The sequence below is a fragment of the Amycolatopsis japonica genome (assembly GCF_000732925.1).
In the GTDB taxonomy this organism is placed as follows: Bacteria; Actinomycetota; Actinomycetes; order Mycobacteriales; family Pseudonocardiaceae; genus Amycolatopsis; species Amycolatopsis japonica.
Genome location: NZ_CP008953.1, coordinates 835160 through 854884 on the forward strand (window position 1 = coordinate 835160; position 19725 = coordinate 854884).

Below are 19725 nucleotides of genomic sequence, written 5' to 3' on the forward strand. Positions count from 1 at the left end.
CCGACACAGTGACCGGCAGGCCCGACAAAATTCGATCCCGCACTGCCATGAAAGGTCCTTTCCTTGCAAATTTTGCAAGGAAAGGACCTTTCATGGCATCTGTGGTCAGCGACGTGGCCGCGGGTGGCTACTTTCCCGAAGCGGCCTTGATGAACTTAGCCAGGTCCTTCGCCTGCCGCACCCGCGACTCCTCGTGCACGTACATCATGTGCCCGGCCGGGTAGTACGCCGTGTCGATGTTCTCCCGCAGTTCCTCGGGAATCTGCAGTCGCGCCAACACGTGCTCCGAAGCGAAGTACGGCGTCGCGCCATCGTAGTGACCGAAGGCGACGTGCACCCGAAGGTGCGGGTTCGCCCGCATGGCCGAGGCGAGCGAGTCCACAGAGGACACTGAGCGCCCCTCGAAGTCCGAGTACGACCAGGCTTTGAAGACGTCCGTCGAGAGGATCTCGTACGGCAGGTCGTTCTCGTAGCCGAGTTCGGCCCGCACGTAGTGGTTGAGCCCGCCCGTGTAGGCGCCGATGATCCGCGAGATCGACGGATCGTCGCTCATGTGCTCGCGTCCGCCGTCGGGCTCCCAGGTGGTGAACCGGCCGTCCATCCGGCCGACGACCAGGCCCTTGTCACGCAGCAGTTCGGTGAAGTACCGGACGTGCTCGATCCGCAGGTTGACCCGGTCCACATAGGACTCACTCAGCCCGGTCAGTGAAGCGAGCGTCGCAACCGCTTCCGCGCGGTCCTGTGTGGACAGACGGGCGCCGCGGGCGAGGGCCCAGGGGAGTTCCTTGGCCGCGAAGTCCTCGGCGTCGGCGAGGACGTCGTCGAGCGGCCGGTCGCCGTGGAGCCCGTGGTAGTGCGCGATCGCCGCGTACGTCGGCACGTAGAGCGAGTACGGCAGGTCGTTGCCCTCGGTGAACCGCAGCGTGCCCAGGTCCAGCACGGACGAGATCAGCAGGAGCCCGTTGAAGTACATCCCGTGGCGTTCCTGCAGATGCGACGCCAGCCCGGCCGCGCGGAGCGTGCCGTACGACTCGCCTGCCAGGAACTTCGGCGACAGCCAGCGCTGTTTGCGCGAGACCCACAGCCGGATGACCTCGCCGATGGACTCGATGTCGGCGGTGTACCCGTGGTACTCCTTGGCCGCCTCGCCGTCCACGGCGCGGGAATAGCCGGTCGACACCGGGTCGATGAACACCAGGTCGCTGTGCGCCAGCAGGGTTTCCTGGTTGTCGGTCAGCCCGTAGGGCGGCGCGACCGGGTCGTCGACATCGCCCGAAAGCACGCGGCGCGGGCCGAGCAGGCCCATGTGCAGCCAGACACTCGCCGAGCCGGGCCCGCCGTTGAACGCGAACGTGACCGGGCGCGAACCGGGCTCCGCGTCGTCGAGCGTGTAGGAGGTCAGGAACACCTCGGCCTTGGCCTTGTGGCCTTCGGATTTGCCGTCGGTGATGACCTCCTTCCGCAGCACGATCCGCCCGGTCTGAGCCGTGTAGGCGAGCTTCTTGCGCTTGAGCGTCAGCGTGTGCTTCGTGGTGACCAGGTCGTCGGTCGGCTCGACCTTGGTTTCCACCGACGGGGTGTCCTTCTCGTCGGTGGCCTTCGAATCGGGATTCGTGTCCGGCATGCCTCCAACTTACTGGCAGTCTGTAGGAGTGGACATCGTCACGGCGCATGATCGCCCGAGCACGCCCGGGCAGGCGATCGAGATCCAGGAAACCCTGCGTGGCCTGGTCGATCTCGAGGATCGCTGTCCACAAGAGATCGTCACGGTCACCGGGCTGGACGTCGCGTACGACGAGGGCAGCGGCCTGATCGCCGCGGCCGCCGTCACCCTCGAAACCTCCGGATTCCGCGTCGTGGAAAAGCGATCGGTCGTTTCCCGGGTTTCGTTCCCGTACGAACCGGGCCTTTTCGCGTTTCGTGAGCTTCCTCCGCTGCTCGACGCCCTCCGCGCGCTCGATCACGTCCCCGATCTGCTGGTCTGCGATGGGCACGGCCTGGCGCACCCGCGCCGGTTCGGGCTCGCCTGCCACGTCGGGGTCGTGACGGGCCTGCCGTCCATCGGGGTCGGCAAGACCCGGTTCGTCGGCGAGCACGACGAACCCGGCGGCACCCGTGGCTCGCGGGCACCCCTGCTGGACGGGGGCGAGGTCGTCGGCGCGGTCCTGCGCACCCAGGACGGCGTGAAGCCCGTTTACGTCTCCGTCGGCCACAAGATCTCGCTGGAGAACGCGTGCCGCCAGGTGCTGCGGCTGGCACCGTCGTTCCGTCAGCCGGAGACGACCCGGCACGCCGACCGCCTCGCCCGAGACACCCTGAAAGAAGCGTTATGAGGTTCCGTTCGCTCGTCGAACTCGACGCCGAGGTCGTGGACTGCCGTGCCTGCCCGCGGCTGGTCGCCTGGCGTGAGGAGATCGCCGTGGTCAAGCGGGCGGCGTTCGCCGGCGAGACCTACTGGGCCCGGCCGGTGCCCGGCTTCGGCCCGCCGGACGCGTCATTGGCCATCGTCGGACTGGCTCCCTCGGCGCACGGCGCGAACCGGACCGGCCGCCTGTTCACCGGCGACCCGTCCGGTGACGTTCTCTTCAAGGCGCTTCACCGGGTCGGGGTGGCGTCACAGCCGACCTCGACCCATATAGGTGACGGGCTCGAGCTGCGTGGCACCCGGATGGTCTCCCCGGTGAGATGCGCGCCACCCGCCAACAAGCCCACACCTGAGGAACGGGAGACCTGCCGATCGTGGCTCGCGGCCGAACTCGCGTTGCTGAAACCGACACTGAAGGCCGTCGTGGTGCTCGGCGCGTTCGGCTGGCAGGCGTTGCTGCCGGTGCTCGCGGAGGCGGGCTGGCCGGTGCCCGCGCCACGCCCGAAGTTCGGGCACGGGGTGGAAGCAGAACTCGGCGACCTGCGTCTTTTCGGCTGTTACCACGTGTCGCAGCGCAATGTCCAGACCGGCCGCCTGACGCTTGACATGGTGTGCGACGTCCTGGCCTCCGCGACCTCGGCGGCCGGCCTGAACTGAATCGGTGCGGAAACCGTGGCGACGCTGGTCACAGCCGGATGGGGTCTGCGAGCGATCTCAGCAGATGGGTGCGACTATAGGAATATGGCTGGTGTTAAGTCGGAACCGACACGGATCCTCGTCCTTGGTGGTGGGTACGTCGGGCTCTACACGGCGTACGGGCTCCAGAAGATGCTCCGGGCCAACGAAGCGTCCGTGACGGTCGTTGATCCGCAGCCGCACATGACCTATGCCCCCTTCCTGCCCGAGGCGGCGGCCGGTGCGATCGAACCGCGGCACGTGGTCGTGCCGCTGAGGCGCGTGCTCAAGCGCTGCCACGTGCTCACCGCGCGCGTGACGAAGATCGAGCACGAGCGCAAAGCCGTGACGGTCGAGGCCGCCGACGGGCACGTCGAGCAGCTGAACTACGACGTCCTCGTGGTCGCCCTCGGCGCCGTCGCGCGCATCCTGCCGATCCCGGGCCTGGTCGAAGAAGGTATCGCCTTCAAGACCATCGGCGAGGCGATCTACCTGCGCAACCACGTCATGACGAAGCTGGACGAGGCCGCCAGCACGCTCGATCCCGAGCAGCGCAAGCGCCTGCTGACGTTCACCGTCGTCGGCGGCGGGTTCGCCGGTATCGAAGCGCTCGCCGAACTCGAGGACATGACCCGGTTCGCGGTGGAGAACTACTACCCGAACCTCAAGGTCGAGGACATCCGCTGGGTGCTCGTCGAGGCCGCCGGGCGGATCCTCCCCGAGGTGCGCGAGACGCTCGGTGTGTACACCGTCGAGCAGCTCGAGAAGCGCGGAATCGAAGTCTATTTGTCGACAGCGGCGAAGTCGTTCGAGAACGGCCACGTCGTGCTCTCGGACGGCACCGAATTCGACACCGACACGATCATCTGGACCGCCGGCGTGAAGGCGAACCCGGTGCTCGCCAGCTCGGACCTGCCGCTGGACAAGCGCGGCCGTGTCGAGGCCACCGCCGCGATGCAGGTCGTCGGGCACCCCGACGTCTGGACCGCCGGTGACAACGCCGCCGTGCCGGACCTCTCGCGTACCGAGCAGGATCCGACCGCTACCTGCCCGCCGAACGCGCAGCACGCCGTGCGCCAGGCGCGTCTGCTGTCGAAGAACATCATCAAGGTGATCCGCGGCGGCAAGCCGAAGGACTACTACCACAAGAACCTGGGTGCGGTGGCCAGCCTCGGCCTGCACAAGGGTGTCGCCGACGCGCTGAACCTGAAGATCAAGGGCTTCCCGGCCTGGCTCTTCCACCGCGCGTACCACCTCAAGGCGATGCCGACGTGGAACCGCAAGATCCGCATCCTGTTCGACTGGATGCTCGGTGGCCTGTTCCGGCGCGAGGTCATCTCGCTCGGCCAGATCAACAACCCGCGCGAAGAGTTCGACCGGCTGTCGAAGTCCTGATTTCGTAGTTCCGTGAAGGCCTCCTTCCCTACCTTGAACGTAGGGAAGGAGGCCTTCACGGCGTTTAAGGTGTGCCGGTGCAGGCATTCCGGAAGTTGAAGCCGCCCATCCAATCCGCCCTTCCCCGGCCGGGGCTGACCCCGCTCGAACTCGCCCACGACCTCGTGGAGCGGATCGAACAGGGGACGAAGTACGCGCGGATCCGCAAACGCCGGTTCCGGACGAGGTCGGTCATCCTGCGGGTACTGGCGCTGCTGCTGTCCGCGACCTCGACGATCATCCTCGGATTGCAGAATCTGAATCCGTGGACGGGGACGGCGTTCGCGCTGGTCGCCGTCGTCACCGTGGTGAACGTGCTCGAACCGTTCTTCGCGTGGCGTTCGCTGTGGGTGCTGATGGAAGAAGGCCAGTACAAGTTCTACCGGCTGCGTGACGAGCTGACCTACTACATCGCTTCGACGCCGCCCGAAGAGCTCGATCAGGCCGTGTTGCGCGAGAGATTCGACCAGTACCAGGCGATCTGGGACCTCGTCGGGAACAGCTGGCTGAAGTATCGCCAAGCCGACAAGGCGAACTAGGTCATCGCCTCGGTTGTGGCATCGCCTAGGCTGACCCGTGCCCCGGTAGCCCAACTGGCAGAGGCAGTCGACTTAAAATCGACACAGTGCGGGTTCGATCCCCGTCCGGGGCACGAACGGCGTCCCGGACCTGAAGTGTTCCGCTCTGTGGACATGCTGGTCCGCGCGGTCGGCCGCTGCCGACAATGAGCCGCATGACCGGAACCGGCCTGACCGACGAAGCCACCTATGACCGCACGCGGATCGAGCAATGGCGGGCGGGGAAGGCGCTGTCGCGGCGCGGGATGCTCCAGCTGACGGCCGGCGGCTCACTCGCGCTGACGGCGCTCGGCGCGCTTCCGTCCGGCACGGCATCGGCGGCCACACCGATCGTGAAACCCCTGCCGCCGGAGATCTTCGAGGTCTACGGCACCAACGCGGAGACGCGCTGGGAGGCGCTGAGCGGCCAGGGCTACCTGACTCCGGTCGAGCGGTTCTTCGTGCGAAACCACACCGCCACTCCGACGATCGACGTCGGCACCTGGCGGCTGAAGCTCTTCGGGAGCGGGCTGAGTGGTGGGCCCGTCGAGTTCAGCTACCGGGATCTGCTCCGCTTGCCGTCGGAGACGATCACTTCCGCCATCGAATGCGCGGGCAACGGACGGAGCTACTTCACCAGCCAGCAAGGGCAAACGGTGTCGGGCACGGCCTGGAAGCTCGGCGCGATCGGCGTCGCGCGCTGGCGTGGTGTCCGGCTCGCCACGGTGCTGGCCAAAGCGGGCCTGACGCGGAACGCGGTCGACGTCCTGCCGGAGGGGCTGGACGCCGATTACGTCACCGGCGGGGTCAACCTGGGAAAGGTGCGCCGTCCGCTACCGGTCGCGAAGGCGCTGCAGGACGTTCTGCTGGCGTACGAGATGAACGGCCACCCGCTTCCGCCGGATCACGGCCATCCGGTGCGGCTCGTCGTACCCTCCTGGGCCGGGATCTCGTCGATCAAATGGCTGGGGCGCATCGAAGTCTCCGAAACGCCACTGGTGTCCCCGTGGAACACGCAGTACTACCGGCTGCTCGGGCCGGACTATCCGGCGGAGGGCACGCTCGTGACCCGGCAGGTGGTCAAGAGCGCGTTCGAACTGCCCTGGAACGCCGAGTTCGCGGCCGGTGACAGGCAGGTGCTGCGCGGGCGCTCGTGGTCGGGCAACGGCCGGATCAGGCGGGTCGACGTCGATACCGGAAGCGGTTGGCGGCAGGCGAAGTTCGTGGGCGCGGCGGCGGATCGAGGGTGGCAGCGCTGGGAGATCCCTTGGCGCGCCGGTGTTCCCGGTGTCCACACGCTGCGGGCGCGAGCCACGGACATCACTGGTGTCACCCAGCCCGAGGTCACCCCGCACAACACCCAGGGCTACCTGTTCGACGCCGTCGTCCGGCATCCGGTCCGGGTGGTGTGAGATGACGCAGTCGGTCGCGGTGAGCATCGAGCCGACCGTCGAGCTGACCCTGGCGTTGCGAGTGAGCACCGACTCCGAGCACGCCGCCACTATCGCCGCACGCCTACTTGAGTCCTTTGAGGACACTGTCGGTGTGACGCTGACGGCACGGACCGTCCAAACCGGCCAGGTCGTCGAACTCGCCGGACGGCGGCGATCCAGTGAGTCCGGCCCGCCGCTGCGGATCGAGCCGGATTCGCGGCGAGTGCTGTTGCGCGGCGAGGTACTGGAGTTCACCAGGCTCGAGTTCGACCTCCTGCTGTTCCTGAGCCGGAATCCGGACCGCGTCTTCGACCGCATCACGCTGATGGAGCGGGTGTGGGGTCTGTCCGGCGGCAACGTCCGGACCGTGGACGTCCACGTCCGCAAGATCCGCGGCAAGCTGGAACCCGTGCTGACACCGATCGCGACGGTGCGCGGGGTCGGTTACCGGTTCGACGGGGCAGGCCAGGTGCTCATCGCGGACTGAGTGACGATCTCGGTGCGTCAGTCACTCACTCAAGTCGTTATTGGTTACGGTGCGATGACGAGGGATCCTCCGAGGTAACACAACGCGACACTTTCTCGAATTGTCAGACACTCGGCTGATCCGCGGCCTCTAAGCGGTCGCCCTCGATCTCTTGGAGATGTCTGACATGTACGCCCCGAACCCGCCATCGCCCGTACCCACGGCCCATCCGGTTCCGCGTCCCACGAAGTTCGCGGGACTCGCTTGGACCGCGCTCATTCTCGGCATCGTCGGTGTCGTCGGCTCTCCGATCATCTTCTTCAACAACCTCACGGCCGTGGTCGCCGGTGTCGGGTTCGTCCTCGGCGTGATCGCGCTCTTCGGCTCGAAGAAGATCCTCGCCGCCATCGGCGTTGTCTTGTGTGTGCTGGCCGTCGTCTTCACAGTCATCGCCCAGGGAGCGGCGGTGAAGGAACTGAACGAAAAGCTCGGTCTGCCCGAATCGGACAAGAAGGCCAGCGGCCAGATGTACGCCGTGGGAGAAACCCATCGAGGCACTGCCGTGGACATCACCGTCTCGGACCCGAAGGCTTTCACCACCGGTGAATACGCCGCTCCGGCTCAGAATGCGAAGGCGACGAGCTATCAGGTGACGGTCGTCAACCACTCGGACAAGCCGTGGTCCGCGGCGATGCTGCTCGTTCAAGCCACCATGGGCAACACCAGCGCCGAGCAGGTCTTCGACACCAACGCCGGCCTCGGCGGGACACCGAGCCAGGACATCCTGCCGGGCAAGGAACTCACGTTCAGGGTCGGGTTCGTCGACGCACCGGGAGACGTGACGATCCAGGTCGGCGCCGTGACGGATGACAAGGTGTATTTCGTCCAGAAGCGCTGATGCGGGATGGGAAGATCGAACCGTGAATCCCACTTACGTCCTGCTCCACGGTTCCAACAGCGCCTCGTTCACCTGGGGACCGCTGCAACGCGAGCTCGCCCTGCTCGGCCACCGCACGCTGGCCGTCGACCTTCCCGGACACGGCTTCGCCGCCGGTTTCCACCCCGCTTACCAGGCGCCGCAAGACCTCGAAGCGCTGGCCACGGCGCCGTCGAGCCAGGCGGGCGCCACCTTGGCCGAGGCCGTCGAGCAGGTGGTGGACGTCGTGCGCAAGGTCGCCGAGCACGGTCCCGTCATCCTGGTCGGGCACAGCCGCGGTGGGCTGCCGCTCACCGGCGTCGCGAACGCCGTCCCGGAGCTGATCGACCGGATCGTCTACATCTCCGCGTGGTGCTGCGTCGACGCGACGGTGGGCAAGTACATGCAGGGGCCCGAGTACGCGAGCAGCGCGTTGAACGACGTCGGCGGGGTCGTCGTCGCGAATCCGGCCGAACTCGGCGCGCTCCGGATGAACTGGCGCACCGCCGATCCCGCGCTGCTGGCCGCGTTGAAGACCGCGATGATCGAGGACGGCACCGACCAGGAATTCTTCGCCTACCTCAACACTCTCGAACCGGACGAGAGCCTCGACGCCGGGACCGAACTCGCCGACGCCGCCACTTGGGGCCGGATCCCGCGCACCTACATCAGGCTCACCGAAGACCGGTCGATGCCGCTCGCGCTGCAGGACCGTTTCATCAAGGAGGCGGACGCGCTCACCCCGGGCAACGCGACGGACGTGCGGTCGCTGACGAGCAGCCACGTCCGTTTCCTCGTGCATCCGCAGGAGGCCGCCGCCATCCTCGCCGGGCTCGCGTGATGACGGACGCGCGGTTCACCAAAGGGCATCTGATCACCTTGCTGATCAGTTCCGCGATCGGTGTGGGATTCGGTGCCGGATGGTGGTTCTTCGGTGCCTCCTCCGTCGGCGACGGATCGACGCCGCTGGTCGTCGTGGGCATCGTCGCGGTGCTGGGCTTGGTGGGCTGGCTGGTCCTGACCGCCCGCCGGGGCGCCGGGCTGCCCGCGGGCGGCGGCCGGGAGGAAAGCCCGTTCGGCAAGCAGTACGGGATCGCCGTGCTGCTCATGCTGGTGGGGATCTTCGCCGGGGCCAGGGTGCTCTCGGCGGTTTTCGACCTTCCCGAAGCCGTGCCCGCCTGGGTGCTCTTCGTGGTCGGCCTGCACTTCCTGCCGTTCGCGAAATTGTTCGGCTCACGGCGTTTCCTGGTGCTGAGCGCCTTGTTGTGCGCTGTCGCCGTGCTGGCCGCCGTGCTCGCGATCGCGGGCTGGGCCGCGGCCTGGCAGCTCCTGCCCGGCTTCGGAGGCGCCGTGGTGCTCTGGGGGACCGTCGCCGCCGGGCTGCTCGCGACGGAAGGTCAGGGAGCGACGAGCCCGGCTTCGTAAGCGAAGATCGTCAGCTGGACCCGGTTGGTCGCGTCGAGTTTCGCGAAGATCCGGGTGATGTGGGTCTTCACCGTCGCCTCGCTCAAGTGCAGTTCCACGCCGATTTCGGCGTTGGTCCCGCCTTGAGCGACGGCGGTGACGATCTGCCGCTCGCGTTCGGTCAGGGTGCCCAGCCCGGCTCGCGCCCGATGACGGCGCGGGCTCGTCCTGGTCGCGACGAAATGCCCGATGAGTTTCCGCGTCGTCCTCGGCGAGAGCATCGCCTCACCCGCCGCGACCACGCGCACCGCGTCGATGATCTCCTGGGGCGAGCCCTCCTTCAGCAGGAATCCGCTGGCGCCCGCGCCGAGCGCGTCGAAGACGTATTCGTCGAGGTCGTAGGTGGTGAGCACGAGAACCTTCGGCGGATTGGGCAGCGCGGTGACCGCGGCGGTCGCGGTGAGGCCGTTCATCCGCCGCATCCTGATGTCCATCAGCACGACGTCGGGCGCGTGCATGGACACCTTCGGCACGGCTTCGTCCCCGTCGCCCGCTTCCGCGACGACCTCGATGTCGCCCGTGCTGGACAGGATCATCGACAAACCGGTTCGCACGAGCGGGTCGTCGTCGACGAGCAGCACTCGCAGTGGGCGCTGGTTCACCCGGACAGGTTAGTGGTGTCCCCACGGTAGCCAAGCCCGGACGGCGAATGTGCGCTCTTCGGTGGGGCCCGCGCTGACGTTCCCGCCGATCAGCGTGACACGCTCACCGATCCCGGCCAGTCCGGCGCCCGCGCCCGGCGGCTTTCCCGCCGCGGCGATCGCGGGCAGCGGATTGACGACCTCGACGGTGAGCCCGTTCCCGGGCCCGCCGCGAACCGAAACGTCGGCCGTCGCGCCCGGAGCGTGTTTCAGGATGTTGGTCATCGACTCCTGCACGATCCGGTACGCGGTCGTGCCGAGCAAGGCCGGCGCGCCGCCCGCGTCGTCGAGCAGGATCGTCACGTTGACCCCCAAACCGGCCCGGCGGGCATTGGCGACGAGTTCGGGGATGTCCGCCAGCGTCGGCTGCGGCGGCTCCGGATGGATTCCGTTCTCGCTGTTTTCGCCGAAACCCTGGCCATCACGGAGGACCCCGATGACCTGCCGCAGATCTTCGAGCGACTGGCGCGCGGTCGTGCGGACGGTCTTCGCCGCCTCCGTCGTCGCGGGCCCCTTGCTGACTTCGAGCGCACCGGCTTGCAAGGACAGCAGCGAGAGCCGATGCCCGAGGACGTCGTGCATCTCGCGCGCGATCCGGGTGCGTTCCGCGCGGCGGGTCATTTCGGCGCGGAGTTCTTCTTCCTTGGCCTCACGGATCGCGAGCGTGTCCTGCATCCCGCGGACGACTCCGACGGTGAGCGGCACGGCCGTCATCACGACGGCGACCGTCAACGTCCCCATCAGCTGCACGGCGGAGAACTGCTTGCCGACGATCTGCCCCGCGACGGTCACGTCGGGATGGCGGTTGGCGTCGCCGAACAACGCCCACGCGGTCGCGACGTAGACCAGGACGGACCCGCTCCACAGGACGCGGTCGCGGCGGCGCGCGGCCAAGGCGGCGAGGGCGACCAACGCGGCCAGCGCGTCGGACCGGAAACAGAGCGGCGGCACCAAGGCGATACCGAGGACGAGTTCCGGCCATTTGTGCCGCCAGCAGAGCATGACCGCGGCCGCGATCCCGGTGAGGAAACCGAGCGTGGACCACCACGTCGGGTCGAAGGATTGCGTCGCCGGAAGGTAACCCTGGGCGCTGAAGACGAAAATGCTGCTGATCACGCACGCCGCGACCGCCACGACGGTGAGCACCACACCGAGCACACGCCTTGCCATGCGCTGAGCGTACGCAAACCCGCTTGGCCGGAGGCATCAGCGGAAGCGGTCCTTCACGGCGCGTGGATTACGACTTTCGTCGTACCGGGTTCGCGCGCCGAGGACGACGCGGACACCTCGCGATCGCTGGTTGTATGCCGCCTCGTTCATCCCTTTGGAAAGGAAAATCCCCCGTGACCCAGCAAACCCCCTACACGCCGGCCCCGCAAGCCCCCGCCAGCCCGATGCCGCCCCGCAACGGCATCGGCGTCACGGGCTTCGTCCTCGGCCTGGTGGGGCTGGTCTTCTCCCCGATCCCGTTCGTCGGCGTCATCGCCTGGCCGCTGGTGATCCTCGGCCTGATCTTCTCGATCATCGGGCTGATCCGCGTCAAGAACGGGAAAGCCTCCAACAAGGGGCTCTCCATCACCGGTATCGCCTTGTCCGCGCTCGGCCTCGTGGTCTGCGTGGTGTGGATCTTCGTGTTCAACGCGGCGGTCGACGAGGTCAACAACGAAATCAACCGCACCGCGAAGGTGTCCTACGAGATCACCGGCGACGCCACGAACGTCGAGGTCATCTACGGCGAGGTCCTCAACCCCGTCACGGAGACCGTCCCGGCGCTGCCGTGGAACAAGGAAGTCGAGAACAAGGGCGTCTACAAGGGCGGGACGCTCACCGTCACGACCGGCGAGACCGGTGGATCCGTCACCTGCAAGATCACCGTCGACGGCGCGGTGGTTTCCACCAAGACCGCTTCCGGCGAATTCGCGATGGCCGCCTGCACCGGAGTGTGACGGTCGGACCGTGAAAGGCCTCCTTCGCCATTCTCGGGGTGGCGGGGAGGCCTTCGCGTTTCCGGCATGATGCGGTCATGACCGAGCCCGTCCATCCGTTCGCCCCACCCGCCGACGAACGTCACTGGATCGAAACCGTCACCGAACTGGCGAAGGACTTCGCCGCGAGCGCCGCCGAGTTCGACGAAACGGCCGAGCTTCCCATCGACAACCTCCGTGCCTTGCACGCGACCGGACTCGACGGGGCGACCTTGCCCGCGGAGTTCGGCGGTGAGGACCTCAGTTATCGGACCTACGGCGAGATCGTCCGGATCCTCAGCGCGGCCTGTTCTTCGACGGCGTGTATCTGGGTGATGCACATCGGCGCCGCCGTCGGGCTCGCCCAGTTGTCCGCCCCCGATGTGGGTCGCTTCTACGCCGACGAGCTGATCGGCGGCAAGCGCTTCGCCAACGCGCTGTCGGAACCGAGCAGCGGCAACATGTTCCTGATGCCGCAACAGGTCGCCGAGCCCGTCGACGGCGGGTACCGGCTCACCGGTGCCAAGCGATTCGTCTCCGGTTGCGAGGTCGCCGACCACTTCCTGGTCAACGCGCTCGTCGGCGGCGTGCCCACGTTCTTCGGCGTGGCGCCGGACGACACGATGACCTTCGTGCCCATCTGGGACACGATGGGTTTGCGCGCCAGCCGAAGCCAGCTCGTCTCGTTCGAAGGCACCGTCCTGCGGGAGGACCGCCGGTGCCCGCCACCGACCGTGCAGCGGCCGAACCACATCGCGGCCGGCCTCGCCTTCCTGTCACTGGGGATCGCCGACGCGGCGGAGCAGGCGCTGATCTCGCACGCCCGGAGCCGCGTCATCCCGGCGACCGGGGAGCCGCTCGCCGAAATGCAATGGCTGCAGTTCGAAGTCGCGGACGTTCACGCCCGTCTCGAAGCGTCGCTCATGTACGCCCGGAACATGGCGTGGCTGGCGGATCAGAACTCGCCGGAGTTCCTGCCCACGACCATGACGGCGAAGGTGCTCGCGAACGACATCGCCCGCGACGTCGCCCAAGTCGCGCTGAAAGCGGGCGGAGGTTCGGGCTTCCTGCGCACTTCGCCGATCCAGCGGCTGTTCCGGGACGCGCAGGCGGGCGGGCTGATGGCCTATTCGGCCGAAGTCAGCAAGGACCGGATCGGGAAGACCGTGCTTCTGCCGCAGGACTGACCTCGGATGGCCGGCCGGGTGACGTCAAGCCCGGCCGGTCCCGCCGGAGCGGGTCAGCAGCAGCCGCTGCCGCAGCAGTCGCAATCGCACCAGTCGTCGTTCCGCATGGTCATCCACCTCCTCCCTCGGGTCCGCATTCGGGCGGGCACCAGGCGCCGGGAAGCGGATCGGCGCATTCGTCGCCGGACATCCCGGACAGCAGGGAAGTGAGCTCGGCGCGCAGCTCGCCGAGGCGCGCCATCTCCGCTTCGATTTCGGCGAGATGGCGTTCCAGCATGGTTTCGGCGGGTTCGCACGGGCACACCCCGGTGTCGCGCACGCTCAGCAGGTCACCGATCTCCGTCAGCGTCAGCCCGAGCCGCTGGGTGCCGCGGATGAACCGCAGCCTGTCGATGACGTCCTCGTCGTAGCGCCGGTGTGCCCCGGTCGTCCGCGCGGGCGCGGGCAGAAGACCGATGCGCTCGTAGTAGCGCACGGTGTCCGGCCGGACTCCGGCGCGAGAGGTCACTTGGGACATGGTCAACGCCGTCAGCGCCTTCGCCGCTTCGGTTCGCATGATCCGAGGGTAGAACCTGGACCCGGCTCCAGAATCAAGTCCGAATTCGACGGGGCTCACGAAGAGAAGACGACGGCCCGGCGCGTCCGCATCATTCGAAAGGGTGGAAACGGCGAGAGGACGGCACGGTGACTGACTTCCGGTACGTGATCAGGGACCTCACCACGGAGGGCGAACAGGTCGATGCCCTGGTGGCCGGCCTGGACGACACGGGGTGGGAGCTGCCGACACCCGCGGCGGGCTGGTCGGTCAAACATCAGATCGCGCATCTCTCCTTCATCTTCAAGATCGCCGGGTTGTCCGCGAGCGAGCCGCAGAGGTTCGCCGAAGTCATGAAGAGTTCGATGGCGCGCGGTTTCGACGCCGCGGTCAACGCGGCCCTCGACGACTACCTCGGAGACCCCAACGAGGTCGTGCTCAGCCGCTGGCGTGCCGAACGCGACGCCGGGATCAAGGCGCTCGCCGCGGTCCCGGCGGACCAGGTCGTCCCGTGGCTGGTCAACCCGCTGCCGCCGGCCATCCTCGCCTGCGCCGGGATGATGGAGCTGTTCGCCCACGGCCAGGACATCGCGGACGCGCTGGGAGTGCGGCCGGAGCGGACGGACCGGCTCGCGTACCTCGTCGGTTTCGCCGTCCGGGTCCGGGACTTCGGCTACGAGGCCCGGGGCCTGACCCCGCCGGAGCAGGAGTTCCGGTTCGAGATCACCGCGCCGTCCGGGCAGCTGTGGACGTTCGGGCCCGAGGACTCCCGGCAGCGCGTCACCGGGAGCGCGGAGGACTTCTGTCTGCTGGTCACGCGGCGCCGTCACCGCGACGACCTCGACGTCCGGGCCGAGGGCGCGCTGGCGGACCATTGGCTCGACATCGCGCAGGCGTACCGCGGTCCGGCGGGCGAGGGACGCTCACCGGGACAGTTCGGCCGGTGAAGATCCCGCCACCTTCGCGGTGATCGGGCATCCTGGAAGTCGCGGTCGGCTCCGCTCGGTGCGATCGTCGATGGCACACGGGGTCTAGGAGGCGATCGTGGCACGGGTGTGGCTGATCCGACATGGCGAAAGCGAATCCAACGCGGGGCTTCCCGGCGGCGAACCGGGTGCTTCGGCGTTGACCGAACTCGGCAGGCGGCAGGCCGTCGAAATCGCGGATTCGCTGGCCGAACCGCCTCGTTTGATCGTGACGTCGCCGTTCTTACGGGCGCGGCAGACCGCCGAGCCGACGATGGAGCGGTTCCCCCAGGCGGAACGTGAGGAGTGGCCTGTCCAGGAGTTCACCTTCCTCGGCGAACTCCATGGACAGGTCACCACCACCGCCACCCGCAAGCCGTACACGGAGGCCTACTGGTCCCGTGCCGATCCGCACCACGCGGTGAACGGCGCGGAATCGTTCGCGGCCCTCTTCGGCCGGACCCAGGAATTCCTGGCACGGCTGGGAGAACGGGAACCCGGGCCGATCGCCGTCTTCACGCACGGGCTCTTCATCCGCGCGGTCATGTGGTCACTGCTGACCGGGACCACCACCCCGGACAGCGCGGCCATGCGCGGATTCCGCACCTTCGCCGACACCTACGTCGTGCCGAACGGCAACATCACCGAACTGCGGTACACACCCGGGAAGCGGATTCCGCGCATGGTGGTCCCGCTCGCGTCCCGGTTCGCCGACCTCTAGGGCTTCAACAGCAGCCGGAGCTCGTTCACCCCGGTCATGTGCGGGCTGGGGATGAACGACGGCGGAACGGCCGGGTCGGTGCGCAGATCCGGGAAACGGTCCAGCAGGATGTTGAGCGCCGTCTTGCCTTCGAGCCTGGCGAGCGGGGCGCCGATGCAGAAATGGATCCCGCGTCCGAAGGCCAGATGCGGGTTGTGCGCCCGCGCCGGATCGAAGACGCCCGGATCCGTGAAGGTGCGCGGATCCCGGTTCGCCGCCGCGACCCAGATACCGAGCATGCTGTCCGCCGGGATCGTCTGGCCACCCAATTCGACTTCGGTCGTCGTGGCGCGGGCGACGAGCGCGAACGGGCTGAGGAACCGCAGGGATTCCTCGATGGTGGCGGGCAACAACGTACGGTCCGCACGGACACGCCGGTACTCGTCCGGATGGGAATCCAGGCACAGCACCGTGTTCCCGAGCAGCATCGTGGTGGTGATGTGCCCGGCGAGCAGCAGCACGTTCGCGAAGTTGACGACTTCGTTCTGCGTGAGTTTCGTGCCGTCGACCTCGGCTTCGACGAGTTTGGTCAGCAGGTCCTCGCGCGGATTCCGCCGTCGATCGTCGACGTGCTCGGAAAGGTAGTTCACCAGGTTCTTCACCTGCGCGGACGTTTCCTCCGCGGCTTTCTTGTCCTCTTCGGTCTGCTTGATCAACGACCGTTGCTGGCTGTTCCGCAGCAACGTGTCGACCCATTCCTTGAACAGGTCGCGATCGCTCGCCGGGATGCCGAGAAGTTCGGCGATGACGATCACCGGCAGCGGATAGGCCAGATGGGTCACCAGTTCCATCGAGTCCGCGCCGTCGACCGCGTCGAGGAGTTCGTTCGTCAAAGCGGCGATGCGCGGTTCGAGATCCGCCACGACCTTCGGCGTGAAGGCGTGGCTCACCAGCGTGCGCAGTTTCTTGTGATCCGGAGGATCCATCTGGAGCAGGTTGCCTTCGACGAACAGGTCCTTGTCCGGCGAGATCTCCTTGGGGATCAGCCGGGTGGTGTCGGAAGAGAACACCTTGGGATCACTCAGGGTCTTCAACGCCTCGGCGTGGCCGTAGACGTTCCACATGCCCGTCTCGGCGTCGAAACGGACCGGATCGGCCGGGAATTCGTCCCGAAGCCAGAACTGGGCTTCGTGGACGCCCCAGGTTTCGGCGATCGTGGTCATGGCTTGCCCCCTTCTTCTCGTGGTGGAGGAGCGCGGATCAAGCGGGCTCCTCGGGGCCGTCCTTCCGGTAGATCCAGGCGCGATAGGACGAGATCAGATCCTGGAACGCCTGGATCACTTCGGCAGCGGTGGCGGCCAGATTCGCGGTGGACGGTGGCTCCGGCGGCTCGAACGCCGTCCGGATGATGTGCGCGAGAGCGTCGGCCTTCTCTTCGATGGTGAGGTCGGCGCCGTCGCCGGTGAAGCTGTCCATCAGGTAGAACCCCAGTGCCGAAGCACGCAGGGAAAACAGCAGGTTCGGGATGTCGTCGCGCAGCAGGCCCCGGTCGGTCATCGTCTTCAGGTACCGCTCGGTCACGACCGTGTCCTGATCCTGCAAGGGATGTTTCTTCAACCGGCCCAGCAGTTCGGTGTTGCCGGTGATGAGCGCGCAGAGCAACGGGTTTCGCTGGGTGTACAGGAAAGCGGCCCGCTGGAACCGATGCGGGACGACTTCCGCCGGGTCTTCTTCCAGCCCTTCGAGAAGGTTCTCGGCGGCAAGGAGGGATTCACGCAGGAGCAGCGCGTGGAAGAGGGTTTCCTTGGTGGGCCAGTGCAGGTAGATCGTGCCCTTCCCGATGCCCGCCTGGCTCGCGATGTCCTCGATGGTCACCTTGCGATAGCCCAGCCGCGACAGCAGGACGCCGGCCGCGTCGAGGATGCGATCGGCGCGACCGGCGGTGCGGTCCGGACGTTCTGCCACGTGCGCTCCCAGAGTCTGACTTCGTGACCAGATTTGCTCATCTGGTCATCCGGTCAGGTTCGACGGTAGCGCCGGGCGGCGGGTTCCGGCAAGGAAATCGACGAGTTCTTAACGCAGACGGTGGGCGAGCAGGAACTTCCAGATGACCGGGGTCGCGTCGATGACGGTCGGAGTGGCGGAGTCGTTGTTCGGTGTGGTGCTCGGCCAAACGTGCCCGGCACCTTCGACCCGGTAGTGCTGGAGCGAGCAACCAAGCCATCGCTGAACGGTCACGTCGGCTTTCGGCGAGTACTGGATCGGCCGCGGGAAGCAGCCGTTCCGGTCTGCCCATGCCGCGAGCCAGTCCGGCAGTGTCGGCAGGCCCTTCGCGGGGTTTCCGGTGTAGGGGATCGTCGCGTCGGCCGTGCCGTGGAAATCGAGAATCGGCGCGGGGCGCGACGGGTGGCACTCGCCGCCTTGCGGGTAGAACGCGCCGGCGACCGGGGCGAACGCCGCGATCCGGCCCGGCATCCGGCAAGCGAGGACGCCGACGAACCCGCCGCCGTTCGACTTGCCTGTCGCGTAGATCCGGCGGGGGTCGACGCACAGTTCACGTTGGAGTGTGTTCAGCAGATCACTGGTGAAGAGCACGTCGTCCGCGGCCGCCGAGTACGGCGCGCCGGTCCACGCCGACTCCCCGTCCGTACCCGGAAGTCCTTGCGGGTAGACGGAAATCGCGTCATACGCGGAAAATCCGGACAGCTCCTCCTGATACTTCGACGTCCGTTTGTGTCCATGGAACGACAACACCAGCGGGTACGGCCGTGAAGACCGGTACTGCGCCGGCACGTGCACCGTGTACTCGCGGACCAGGCCGCCGGACGTCAACGTCCGCAGCGTCGTCGCCCCGGCGGGGACCGGGGACGGCAGCCGGCAGCCGGTCGTCGGCACCGGATGGTCGACCGGCGACGGCGTGGCCGACGCCGTCGGAGCGGCGAGCAGGCTCAGTCCGGCAGCGGCGGCGGCCATCAGCGCGAGACGGCGCAGGTATTTCGTGGGACCAGGCACGCGATCCTCCTTGATCGGGCGGCAGGGCGGTGATCAGGGTCACTCCTGACGCGGGCCTGGTCAGCATTGTGTTCATTGAGTTTTCGGACCGCTTTTCACGTCACCCTGCCGGGTGGTCCGTCTGATCGACCGGCCTGGGCCGCGGTCGGTCAGCCGCAGGCGCGTTTCGCCGTGAGCACGCGGGTCAAGGCCTCGTCGACCCGGGCGGCCGGGAGATCGCCGGACGCCAGCGCTTGCTCCAGCGTGGAGAGCACCGTGCCGACGTTGCCACCAGAGGACCACAACGCCTGATCCGCCCCCGCCTGCAATGCCTTGAGCACAGCCGTTTGCAGCGGGTACTGCGACGTGATCGCCTTCATCGCCCCGAGATCGTCGGTGATCACCGGACCGTCGAACGCGTAGTCCTTCCGCAGCAGCCGGTACGCCGCCGCCGACAGGGTCGACGGAGTACCGCCGGTCAGGTCGGGCACGTCCAGATGTCCGACCATGACGCCGACTTCGCCGTACTCGCCGATGTCTCGGTACGGAACCAGGTCGACCTTCCGCAACGAGGCCAGCGGCGGCGTCCGCACCAATCCCTTGTGGGAATCCCCGCTGGCGTGCCCGTGCCCGGGGAAATGCTTCAGTACCGGCTGCACTCCGGCGTCCCGCAAACCCTGCGCGAACGCCAGGATGTGCTTGCGCGCGACTTCCGGGTTCGCGCCGAACGACCGGTCGCCGACGATGTCGCGGTCCGGCTGATCGGTGATGTCGGCGTCGGGCGCGTAGTCGACGGTGACGCCACGGGCCAGCATCTGCCGCCCTCGCTCGGCCGCCTTCGCTCGCACCTGTGCCGGTGTCAGGGTCGAGGCCATCTTCCGTGCGCTCGGCATGTCGCCGTCGAGGGCGTCGATCCGCTGGACGCGGCCGCCTTCCTCGTCGATCGCCACCGATACCGGGACCTTCGCCGCACGCTGGACCTCGTCCAACGCGCGGTTCCGCAAGAGGGCGGTCTCGTTGCCACCGAGGAAGATCCCGCCGATCTGCTGATCGCGTACCAGCTTCACCGCCGCCTGCGGGTCACCGGCGTTCACGCCGACCACCACCAGCTGGGCCAGCCGCTGCCGGGGGCTCATCCCGGCGATGACGGCTTCACAGCCTGGAACGGGCGCCTGCTCCGCCCTCGGTGACGGCGAGGGTGAAGGCTTGCTGGAGCTGGGTGGGGCTGAGGCGACGCTGCTGCGCGGCGGAGGTACCGTCCCCGCCGGCTGCGCGGATCCGGCCTCGTCGTTCGCCGTACCGCACTGCACGCTGGTGAGCAGAACGGTCGCGGCTCCCAGGATGACGGTCGTCCATCGCTTCGTCGTCTTCGGTCGCCCGGAGTTCATCGGCTCGTTTCGTTCGTCGTCCATGCCGGTATCGACGGTAACCC

General features: G+C 67.5%; 21 protein-coding genes and 1 tRNA gene. 14 read left to right on the forward strand and 8 right to left on the reverse strand.

Going from position 1 to position 19725, the window contains the following annotated elements; all coding sequences use genetic code 11:
- Window positions 1-127: 127 nt before the first annotated feature.
- On the reverse strand, window positions 128-1624 hold the full coding sequence (locus tag AJAP_RS04210) for a S10 family peptidase (protein WP_038508292.1): 1497 nt from the start codon (window positions 1622-1624) through the stop codon (window positions 128-130).
- Window positions 1625-1652: 28 nt separating this feature from the next.
- Here AJAP_RS04210 and AJAP_RS04215 point away from each other — a divergent pair, with 28 nt between their 5' ends.
- The 10 genes from AJAP_RS04215 to AJAP_RS04260 all read left to right on the forward strand — a co-directional run bounded on the left by AJAP_RS04215 (window position 1653) and on the right by AJAP_RS04260 (window position 9271).
- Window positions 1653-2333, forward strand: a complete 681-nt coding sequence (locus AJAP_RS04215) for an endonuclease V (RefSeq protein WP_038508293.1) — start codon at window positions 1653-1655, stop codon at window positions 2331-2333.
- Complete coding sequence (locus AJAP_RS04220; RefSeq protein WP_038508296.1) at window positions 2330-3022, forward strand: uracil-DNA glycosylase; 693 nt, start codon at window positions 2330-2332, stop codon at window positions 3020-3022. The genes AJAP_RS04215 and AJAP_RS04220 overlap by 4 nt, the downstream gene beginning before the upstream one ends.
- An 84-nt stretch (window positions 3023-3106) precedes the next feature.
- Window positions 3107-4435 (forward strand): NAD(P)/FAD-dependent oxidoreductase, encoded by a 1329-nt coding sequence (locus AJAP_RS04225; RefSeq protein ID WP_005155795.1) that lies wholly within the window; start codon window positions 3107-3109, stop codon window positions 4433-4435.
- Window positions 4436-4512: 77 nt separating this feature from the next.
- A complete protein-coding gene (locus tag AJAP_RS04230; RefSeq protein ID WP_228688245.1) occupies window positions 4513-5013 on the forward strand; it encodes a DUF4231 domain-containing protein in 501 nt (166 codons plus the stop codon).
- 39 nt (window positions 5014-5052) lie between these two features.
- Window positions 5053-5126 (forward strand) — tRNA-Leu (locus AJAP_RS04235).
- Window positions 5127-5207: 81 nt separating this feature from the next.
- Window positions 5208-6443 carry a sulfite oxidase gene (locus AJAP_RS04240; protein ID WP_038508299.1) on the forward strand — a complete coding sequence of 412 codons (1236 nt, stop codon included), beginning with the start codon at window positions 5208-5210 and terminating at the stop codon, window positions 6441-6443.
- Between the two features lies 1 nt (window position 6444).
- A complete protein-coding gene (locus AJAP_RS04245) occupies window positions 6445-6951 on the forward strand; it encodes a winged helix-turn-helix domain-containing protein (protein WP_038508300.1) in 507 nt (168 codons plus the stop codon).
- Between the two features lie 346 nt (window positions 6952-7297).
- Window positions 7298-7828, forward strand: a complete 531-nt coding sequence (locus AJAP_RS04250; RefSeq protein ID WP_148311445.1) for a hypothetical protein — start codon at window positions 7298-7300, stop codon at window positions 7826-7828.
- Between the two features lie 22 nt (window positions 7829-7850).
- A complete protein-coding gene (locus AJAP_RS04255) occupies window positions 7851-8687 on the forward strand; it encodes an alpha/beta fold hydrolase (RefSeq protein ID WP_038508302.1) in 837 nt (278 codons plus the stop codon).
- The gene (locus tag AJAP_RS04260) at window positions 8687-9271 is read left to right on the forward strand and encodes a DUF7010 family protein (protein WP_038508304.1); all 585 of its coding nucleotides are present in this window, start codon (window positions 8687-8689) and stop codon (window positions 9269-9271) included. Before AJAP_RS04255 ends, AJAP_RS04260 begins: the two co-directional genes overlap by 1 nt.
- Here the strand turns inward: AJAP_RS04260 and AJAP_RS04265 are convergent.
- Together AJAP_RS04265 and AJAP_RS04270 are read right to left on the reverse strand one after the other, a co-directional pair.
- Window positions 9244-9891 (reverse strand): response regulator transcription factor, encoded by a 648-nt coding sequence (locus tag AJAP_RS04265; RefSeq protein ID WP_038508305.1) that lies wholly within the window; start codon window positions 9889-9891, stop codon window positions 9244-9246. The two genes, AJAP_RS04260 and AJAP_RS04265, sit on opposite strands and share 28 nt — an antisense overlap.
- Before the next feature lie 30 nt (window positions 9892-9921).
- Window positions 9922-11121 carry a sensor histidine kinase gene (locus AJAP_RS04270; RefSeq protein WP_174491995.1) on the reverse strand — a complete coding sequence of 400 codons (1200 nt, stop codon included), beginning with the start codon at window positions 11119-11121 and terminating at the stop codon, window positions 9922-9924.
- A gap of 224 nt (window positions 11122-11345) precedes the next feature.
- Here AJAP_RS04270 and AJAP_RS04275 point away from each other — a divergent pair, with 224 nt between their 5' ends.
- Complete coding sequence (locus AJAP_RS04275; RefSeq protein ID WP_038522369.1) at window positions 11346-11897, forward strand: DUF4190 domain-containing protein; 552 nt, start codon at window positions 11346-11348, stop codon at window positions 11895-11897.
- A 77-nt stretch (window positions 11898-11974) separates the two neighbouring features.
- Window positions 11975-13102 carry an acyl-CoA dehydrogenase family protein gene (locus AJAP_RS04280; RefSeq protein ID WP_038508308.1) on the forward strand — a complete coding sequence of 376 codons (1128 nt, stop codon included), beginning with the start codon at window positions 11975-11977 and terminating at the stop codon, window positions 13100-13102.
- A 109-nt stretch (window positions 13103-13211) separates the two neighbouring features.
- Here AJAP_RS04280 and AJAP_RS04285 read toward each other — a convergent pair whose 3' ends face one another.
- On the reverse strand, window positions 13212-13658 hold the full coding sequence (locus tag AJAP_RS04285) for a heavy metal-responsive transcriptional regulator (protein WP_037340753.1): 447 nt from the start codon (window positions 13656-13658) through the stop codon (window positions 13212-13214).
- A 128-nt stretch (window positions 13659-13786) separates the two neighbouring features.
- Here AJAP_RS04285 and AJAP_RS04290 point away from each other — a divergent pair, with 128 nt between their 5' ends.
- Entirely contained in the window at window positions 13787-14584 is a 798-nt protein-coding gene (locus tag AJAP_RS04290) for a TIGR03084 family metal-binding protein (RefSeq protein WP_038508310.1), read from the forward strand.
- 97 nt (window positions 14585-14681) lie between these two features.
- Window positions 14682-15323 (forward strand): histidine phosphatase family protein, encoded by a 642-nt coding sequence (locus tag AJAP_RS04295; protein WP_038508311.1) that lies wholly within the window; start codon window positions 14682-14684, stop codon window positions 15321-15323.
- On the opposite strand, the gene AJAP_RS04300 is transcribed toward AJAP_RS04295, so the two are convergent.
- The 4 genes from AJAP_RS04300 to AJAP_RS04315 form a co-directional block, all read right to left on the reverse strand.
- Window positions 15320-16525 carry a cytochrome P450 gene (locus AJAP_RS04300; RefSeq protein ID WP_038508312.1) on the reverse strand — a complete coding sequence of 402 codons (1206 nt, stop codon included), beginning with the start codon at window positions 16523-16525 and terminating at the stop codon, window positions 15320-15322. The genes AJAP_RS04295 and AJAP_RS04300 overlap by 4 nt on opposite strands.
- Before the next feature lie 37 nt (window positions 16526-16562).
- Window positions 16563-17267 carry a TetR/AcrR family transcriptional regulator gene (locus AJAP_RS04305; protein WP_038508313.1) on the reverse strand — a complete coding sequence of 235 codons (705 nt, stop codon included), beginning with the start codon at window positions 17265-17267 and terminating at the stop codon, window positions 16563-16565.
- Window positions 17268-17375: 108 nt separating this feature from the next.
- Entirely contained in the window at window positions 17376-18314 is a 939-nt protein-coding gene (locus AJAP_RS04310; RefSeq protein ID WP_038508315.1) for an alpha/beta hydrolase family esterase, read from the reverse strand.
- Window positions 18315-18463: 149 nt separating this feature from the next.
- Entirely contained in the window at window positions 18464-19705 is a 1242-nt protein-coding gene (locus tag AJAP_RS04315; RefSeq protein WP_038508317.1) for a glycoside hydrolase family 3 N-terminal domain-containing protein, read from the reverse strand.
- Window positions 19706-19725: the final 20 nt, after the last annotated feature.

Bases quoted from the DNA above. Each gene is read 5' to 3' on its own strand.
- AJAP_RS04210 (WP_038508292.1), bottom strand. From the start codon at position 1,624: ATGCCGGACACGAATCCCGATTCGAAGGCCACCGACGAGAAGGACACC.
- AJAP_RS04220 (WP_038508296.1), top strand. From the start codon at position 2,330: ATGAGGTTCCGTTCGCTCGTCGAACTCGACGCCGAGGTCGTGGACTGC.
- AJAP_RS04225 (WP_005155795.1), top strand. From the start codon at position 3,107: ATGGCTGGTGTTAAGTCGGAACCGACACGGATCCTCGTCCTTGGTGGT.
- AJAP_RS04240 (WP_038508299.1), top strand. From the start codon at position 5,208: ATGACCGGAACCGGCCTGACCGACGAAGCCACCTATGACCGCACGCGG.
- AJAP_RS04245 (WP_038508300.1), top strand. From the start codon at position 6,445: ATGACGCAGTCGGTCGCGGTGAGCATCGAGCCGACCGTCGAGCTGACC.
- AJAP_RS04260 (WP_038508304.1), top strand. From the start codon at position 8,687: ATGACGGACGCGCGGTTCACCAAAGGGCATCTGATCACCTTGCTGATC.
- AJAP_RS04270 (WP_174491995.1), bottom strand. From the start codon at position 11,121: ATGGCAAGGCGTGTGCTCGGTGTGGTGCTCACCGTCGTGGCGGTCGCG.
- AJAP_RS04275 (WP_038522369.1), top strand. From the start codon at position 11,346: ATGCCGCCCCGCAACGGCATCGGCGTCACGGGCTTCGTCCTCGGCCTG.
- AJAP_RS04280 (WP_038508308.1), top strand. From the start codon at position 11,975: ATGACCGAGCCCGTCCATCCGTTCGCCCCACCCGCCGACGAACGTCAC.
- AJAP_RS04285 (WP_037340753.1), bottom strand. From the start codon at position 13,658: ATGCGAACCGAAGCGGCGAAGGCGCTGACGGCGTTGACCATGTCCCAA.
- AJAP_RS04300 (WP_038508312.1), bottom strand. From the start codon at position 16,525: ATGACCACGATCGCCGAAACCTGGGGCGTCCACGAAGCCCAGTTCTGG.
- AJAP_RS04315 (WP_038508317.1), bottom strand. From the start codon at position 19,705: ATGGACGACGAACGAAACGAGCCGATGAACTCCGGGCGACCGAAGACG.